This is a genomic window from Deltaproteobacteria bacterium, from assembly GCA_026712905.1.
Lineage (GTDB): Bacteria > Desulfobacterota > Binatia > UBA9968 > JAJDTQ01 > JAJDTQ01.
This window is the reverse complement of record JAPOPM010000252.1, coordinates 1-6,036: the sequence shown is the minus strand read 5'-3', so window position 1 is coordinate 6,036 and position 6,036 is coordinate 1. Positions and strand designations below refer to the sequence as shown.

At 64.5% G+C, this 6,036-nt stretch carries 6 protein-coding genes; 3 read left to right on the top strand and 3 right to left on the bottom strand.

What is annotated here, in order from left to right:
* Positions 1-211 precede the first annotated feature (211 nt).
* The 3 genes from OXF11_21330 to OXF11_21320 all read right to left on the bottom strand — a co-directional run bounded on the left by OXF11_21330 (position 212) and on the right by OXF11_21320 (position 3,372).
* Entirely contained in the window at positions 212-1,273 is a 1,062-nt protein-coding gene (locus OXF11_21330; protein MCY4489633.1) for an amidohydrolase family protein, read from the bottom strand.
* 257 nt (positions 1,274-1,530) lie between these two features.
* Positions 1,531-2,178, bottom strand: a complete 648-nt coding sequence (locus OXF11_21325) for a hypothetical protein (GenBank protein ID MCY4489632.1) — start codon at positions 2,176-2,178, stop codon at positions 1,531-1,533.
* 12 nt (positions 2,179-2,190) lie between these two features.
* Positions 2,191-3,372 (bottom strand): CaiB/BaiF CoA-transferase family protein, encoded by a 1,182-nt coding sequence (locus OXF11_21320; protein ID MCY4489631.1) that lies wholly within the window; start codon positions 3,370-3,372, stop codon positions 2,191-2,193.
* Positions 3,373-3,529: 157 nt separating this feature from the next.
* Here OXF11_21320 and OXF11_21315 point away from each other — a divergent pair, with 157 nt between their 5' ends.
* The 3 genes from OXF11_21315 (at position 3,530) to OXF11_21305 (ending at position 5,794) form a co-directional block, all read left to right on the top strand.
* Positions 3,530-3,910: a thioesterase family protein gene (locus tag OXF11_21315; GenBank protein MCY4489630.1), complete on the top strand. Its 381-nt coding sequence runs from the start codon at positions 3,530-3,532 to the stop codon at positions 3,908-3,910.
* 121 nt (positions 3,911-4,031) lie between these two features.
* Positions 4,032-4,715, top strand: a complete 684-nt coding sequence (locus tag OXF11_21310; GenBank protein ID MCY4489629.1) for an iron-containing redox enzyme family protein — start codon at positions 4,032-4,034, stop codon at positions 4,713-4,715.
* Between the two features lie 26 nt (positions 4,716-4,741).
* Positions 4,742-5,794 carry a cupin domain-containing protein gene (locus OXF11_21305; protein MCY4489628.1) on the top strand — a complete coding sequence of 351 codons (1,053 nt, stop codon included), beginning with the start codon at positions 4,742-4,744 and terminating at the stop codon, positions 5,792-5,794.
* Positions 5,795-6,036: the final 242 nt, after the last annotated feature.

Here is a 6,036-nt window from a genome sequence, read left to right as displayed (position 1 = left end):
GAAACTCCGGCGCCAGGTACCGAGGCCACAGATCCGGGGGCTCCATGATATGCATGTCGCTGTCGAATACCTTGAAACCGTTCCTGGCCATGAGCTTGCCCCTTTCCGCAAGGCAGTTTGCGGGCACCGCGATGAGCCTGTCCGCCTCCGTCGCGCATCCCCGTGGAAAAAGGAAAGCCGCCCGGAGGCGGGCGGCTTTCGAACCATCGGACTATTGAACCGGATCCGGAATGTCGAGCTGGTAGAGGTTCCTGACGTTGGTGTACACCAGCTTCTTCCGTATGTCCGTGGGCAGGTGCCCCAGGTCGCGGTCGATGTACTTCTTGGAGTCCGGCCACGTGGAGTTGGCGTGCGGGTAGTCATTGGACCACATGCAGTTGTCCTGACCCCACCACTCGAAGTTGTGTCCGGCGACCGTGTCGCGGAAGAACGTACCGAAGAACTGGTCGTTGAAGTACTCGCTGGGGTTCTTGTCGATGGAGATGGGGTTCTCGCCCTTGAACCGGTTCCAGTAGTAGTCCCACTGCTGCAGCATGAACGGCATCCAGCCGATCTCGTTCTCGACGCACACGAACCTGAGGTCGGGATGGCGATGCATGATGCCGTAGAAGATGAAGTCGAAGACCGCGTTGATGATCTCCTGGAGCTTGAGGTTGACGCTGCCACGGTAGGGCTCGACGCCGATACGCTGGTTACCGAAAACCGTCTTCTTGTGGTAGCCGTGGCCGGTGAGGATGTGCAGGTGCACCGGCATCTTGAGATCCGCGGAGGCGGCCCAGAACCTCTCGTAGTGGTCGGAGTGGAACGGCAGGTCCGCGTGCGGCGCCTGCCAGATGAGCGAGCCCTTGAGGCCCATCTTGGCGCAACGCTCCAGCTCCTTGACCGCCTCGTCGATGTCGTACATGGAGATGGCGCCGACCCCCACCAGGCGGTTGGGCGCCACCGAGCAATAGTCCATCACCCAGTCGTTGTAGGCGTGGAACGACACCTGTTGCAGCTTGGCGTCGTCCATGGCGAAGTGCGGCAGCAGGTAGGTCGGGAAGAGCACCTCCGCGCTCACGCCGTCGGTCTCCATCTCGGCGATGCGCTTGTCCGGATCCGATCCGCCCGGCTGGGTCTGGAAGCTCTCCCCCAACTTCAGCTGGGGAAAGCGCGGCACCTGATCCTTGAAACCCTTGGGAGCCCTTTCCACCAGGATTTCCGACGGCTCCATGACGTGGGAGTCCGACGAGACAATGACTTCACAGCCCGGCAGTGTTCCGTTATCGGCCATTTGATCTACCCCCTTGTGAACGTTTCATAGACTTTTACGCACTTAACCCTAGCGTCTAGCATTACCGGTCTTGAGCCGTCAAGAATGATGGCGTCCTTCGACTTCGCTTCGCTACGCTCAGGACGAACGGTGGTGGACTGTTTTCCGCTGGTCCCGAGTCCTTACCGTTCGTCCTGAGCCCTTCGACAAGCTCGGGACAGGCTTCGCGTAGCGAAGTCGAAGGACGCCGCTTTCACCCCCGCCCATGCGTGGGGCGCTTACCATTCCGCCTCTTTCATGGCCCAGCGGTCCAGGCTGCCGAGGTACTCGCGCATCAAAACGAGGCGCATGGCCACCGACCGGCGCACGGCGTCCTGGATCTCCGGGGTGATGGCGTAGCGCTGCAGGATCTCCTCGGGGCCGGTGCCGTGACCCTCCTCGTCGGCCAGGATGCGCTTGTACGGGGCCTTGATCCAGTCCGGGACCGAAGGCGCGGCCAGGCACTTCTCGATGAGGTAGTTGGCTATTCCCTCGCCGCCCATGGAGAAGCCGGCCAGCCGCTGGCAACTGTCCGGGAGTCCCTCCATGGCGTTGAACATGGACATCTGCGCCGGCAGCGGACGGTAGTCGAAGGGGTCCGCCCCCAACTCCCGGATGCGCGCCGAGAGCAGCCCGGCGTGCACCATCTCCTCGTGGGCGGACCGCGCCATCATGGTCTTGACCTCGATTTCCGGGGTGGTCTTGAGCCAACCGCCGAAGAGGTCGGCGGCGCGGAGCTCGTTCCACAGCCGGCTCTTCATCACCCGGACGCGCTCCTCGTCGGTGGTGAGGGGAACGTAGCTGTAGGCGGGCGGCCGGTCGTCCAACGTGGCGCAGAAGGTCTTGACCTTGTCCCGCAACTCCTGAACGAATTCGCTGCTGGTCATGAACTGCTCCCTTTATGAAGTGACCCCGCTCTCGCGCAGCTCCGCCAGCGCCGCATCGTCGTAGCCCAGACCGCGCAGGATCTCTTCGCTATTCTCGCCCAGCAGCGGCGCGGCCCGGTGAAACCGCGTGGGCGTGTCGGACAACTGCACGGCGTTGCCGATGAGGTTGCTCGACCCCATCTTGGGGTGGCGGATCTCCTGCGGCAGGCCCAGGTCCTTCACTTGCGGGTCGTCCAACACCTCGTCGATCTTGTAGATCGGCGCGTTGGGCACGCTGACCGCGTCCAGCGCCTGGAGCCAATGGTCCCGCGGCTTCTTCTCGAACTCCGCCTGCAGGATGGGAACGATGTCGTAGTGATTTTCCCAGCGGTCCTTTCGCGTGGCAAAGCGAGGCTCGTCCAGCAGGTCCCGGCGTCCCACCGCGGTCACCAGGCCCTCCCAGGCCTTCTGGTGTCCGGAGAGGTGGATCACCAGGGCCTTCTTGTCGCTGGGAACAAAGCAGTAGATGCGACCCCGGGGAAAATTCTCCCGGGTGATGGCCTCGCCGCCGTTCAGGTAGTCGGCCATGTGGGACTCGATGAACGCCAGGCTGATGCGCAGCAGCGACGCGTCCACGAACTGGCCGCGGCCGGTATGGTGGCGCGCCATCAACGCGGCCAGGATGCCGTAGGCGGCGAACACGCCGGTGGAATGGTCGGTGACCGAGACCCCCACCACCTTGGGCTTGTCGAAATCGGTCATGAGGCTCAGCATGCCGCTCAGGGCCTGGCCGATGGTGTCGAAGCCGGGCTTGTCGCGGTAGGGCCCCTCCTGTCCGTACCCGGTGATGGAGCAGTGGACCAGCCTCGGGTTGAGCCTGGACAGGCGCTCGTAGTCGAGCCCCAGCTTCACGCGCGTCTCCGGCCGGAAGTTCTCCAGCAGGACATCCGCCTTCTCCAGCAGCTTGAGCAGGATCTCCTTGCCCTGGGGTTTCCGCAGGTCCAGGGTCAGGCTCCGCTTGTTGCGGTTGAGCGCCCGGAAGCTGGGGCCGTAGCCCTCGTACAGCGGATTCCGTCCGCGGTGCGTGTCACCCCCGTCCGGCAACTCCACCTTGATCACGTCGCACCCGAGATCGCCCAAGAGACTCCCGGCGAACGGCCCGGCCACGTGGCCGCTGAGATCCAGCGCCATGGTCCCCTGCAATGCCGCACTCATGATTCAGGACACCTTCCTTTCCATGCTCCACCGAAACTATGCCACAATGGTCCCAGTATAATAGTAAGGAATGGCGAATAGGCAACAGGCGCGCACCATCGGCCTTGTTCCACCGCACCGTTTGTCTTTTTCCTGATACCTGCATCGTGGAGGTCGGATGAAGGAGCAGCTCGAGGTAGGACTCGAAGGAGAATGGATCATCGAAACGACCCAGGCCATGGCGGCGGCGCACATCGCCGACGAGGGCTTCGTGGTGTACTCGACGCCGGCCATGGTGGGGCACATGGAGCGCGCCTGCGTGGAGGCCGTCGCCCCGTTCCTCGACGACGACGAGGTGTCGCTGGGCGTCCGCGTTGAGATCTCCCACATCGCCGGGACCAGGATCGGCGAGACCGTCCGCACCGCGGCCAAGCTCGTGGAGGTCGAAGGACGGAGGCTCACCTTTACCGTGGAGGCGCACAACGAACGGGAGATGATCGGCGAAGGACGCCACCAGCGGGTAGTGGTGAAGCGGGATCGACTACCGCGGAGGGAATGATCCTAACCCGCTGCATCCGCGGCGCCGCGCTTGACAGCCCCGGCCGGGGCGTGCTGATATCGCCCGGCCTGCCGTGGCCGGTGCATGGGGCGCGGACACGCAAGTCGGGAGGGAGTCACACATGGCAAACTCGCTACGCGAACGGCTTGAAGCCGCGGTGCTGGAACGGCATTGCGCCAACCACCCGCTCACCGAAAAGTGGGCGGCGGGAGAGCTCAGCCGCAACGCCATGGCGGGTTGGGCCATCGAGCAGTACCACTGGATCAGCAACATCTACCGCGGCGAGCTGTACAAGGCGGCCAACACGCCGCTCGCGGTGCAACGGCTGCTGCTGGGCAACTACCTGGAGGAGAGCGACCCCGAACGGCCGCACCTGGACATCATCCTGCGGTTCGCCACCGCCAACGGCGGCGATGCCGAAGCGGCCAAGCGCGGCCGGGGCCTGCCCACCACCGAGGCCTGGGCAACCTGGTTCAACCGCGTGTGCCGGGACGAGTCCTTCATCGCCAGCGTGGCCGCCACCAATGTCGGCACCGAGTCCCAGTCCCCCATGCTCTACAGCAAGGTGCTGCCCGCCCTGCGCGAGATCTACCGCTTCGACGAAGCGGACATCGAGCACTTCTGGCTCCATGCCGAGGTGGACACGGAGCACGGCGGCCGGGGCTTCGAGATCCTCGAACGGTACTGCACCACGCCCGAGCTCCAGCAAATGGCCATCGACTACGCGCGGGAAAGCGCGAAGATGCGCTGGTTCTTCTTCGACGGCATCTACATCCACTACGAGATGGGCTACGAGCTACGCTGAACGCGCGTGCACATCGAGGGCACCCGATGAAGACCGAAACGCAGGATTTGACGGATCTGGACAACTTGCTGGCCGACCGCTGGCTCTCGGGGCTGTGGAAACTCGACCGGCACGAGCGCACACCCGACCCCAAGACGAAAGTGGTGCCCCATCTGTGGAAGTGGAACGACGTCTACGACAGTCTCCTCCGGACCCGTGACCGCATCGGCATCGAAAAGGGACGCACCGAGCGCCGCACAATCCGCCTGGTCAACCCCGGGATGCGGCACATCGAGATGACCAGCCACACCATGCTGCTGGCCTGCCAGTTGATCCAGCCCGGCGAGGTGGCCCCGGCCCATCGCCACACCATGGCCGCCATTCGCTTCATCGTGAAGGGCGAAGGCGCCTATACGGTGGTCAACGGCGAGAAACTTCCCATGGCCGCGGGCGACCTGATCCTCACGCCCCAGTGGACCTGGCACGACCACGGCCACGAGGGCAGCGAGCCCATGGTCTGGCTCGACGGTCTCGACGTGCCGCTGATCCAGTCGTTGCAGGTGATCTCGTACGAGCCTTATTCGGAGGAGAAACAGGCCACCCATGCGAGCGTACAGGAACCGTCCCATTTCGGCATGACCCGCCCGGTGCGCTCCGGCGAGCAGCCGGCGCCGATGCCGCTCCACTACCGCTGGCAAGACACCTACCGCGCGCTCCAGGCGCTGGCCGAGACGCCGGCCGATCCCTACGACGGCGTCGCCCTCGAATACGTCAACCCGCTCACCGGCGGCCGGACGCTGCCGACCCTGTCTTGCTGGGCGCAGATGCTGCGCCCAGGCGAGCGCACCCGCGCGCACCGCCACAACAGCACCAGCATCTACCACGCGTTCCGGGGCAGCGGCGCCACCGTGATCAACGGCGAGACGCTGGAGTGGAACCAGGGGGACACCTTCATCGTGCCGTTGTGGAGCTGGCACGAGCACGCCAACCGCTCGGCCGGCGAGGAGGCGCTGCTCTTTTCCATGCACGACATCCCGGTGCTGGAAGCCTTCGGGCTTCACCGCCAGGAGGGCATGGACCAGACCGGCGTGGCCATGTGACGGCTTCGCCAGTTTGACAGTGCGTGACCAACCATAATATCCAAGGCAGGCCAGCAAAGGAGGAATACAAAAATGGTTAGAGGTGGATATCGCGCGACCGTTCTCGCATCCGTGTTTGCAGGAGTCGTGCTGTGCGCCGGCGCCGCGATGGCGGCGGACGATTACTACGCGGGCAAGACCGTCACGGTCCTGGTCTCTTCCAGTCCCGGCGGCGGCACCGACGCCACGGCGCGGCTCGTTTC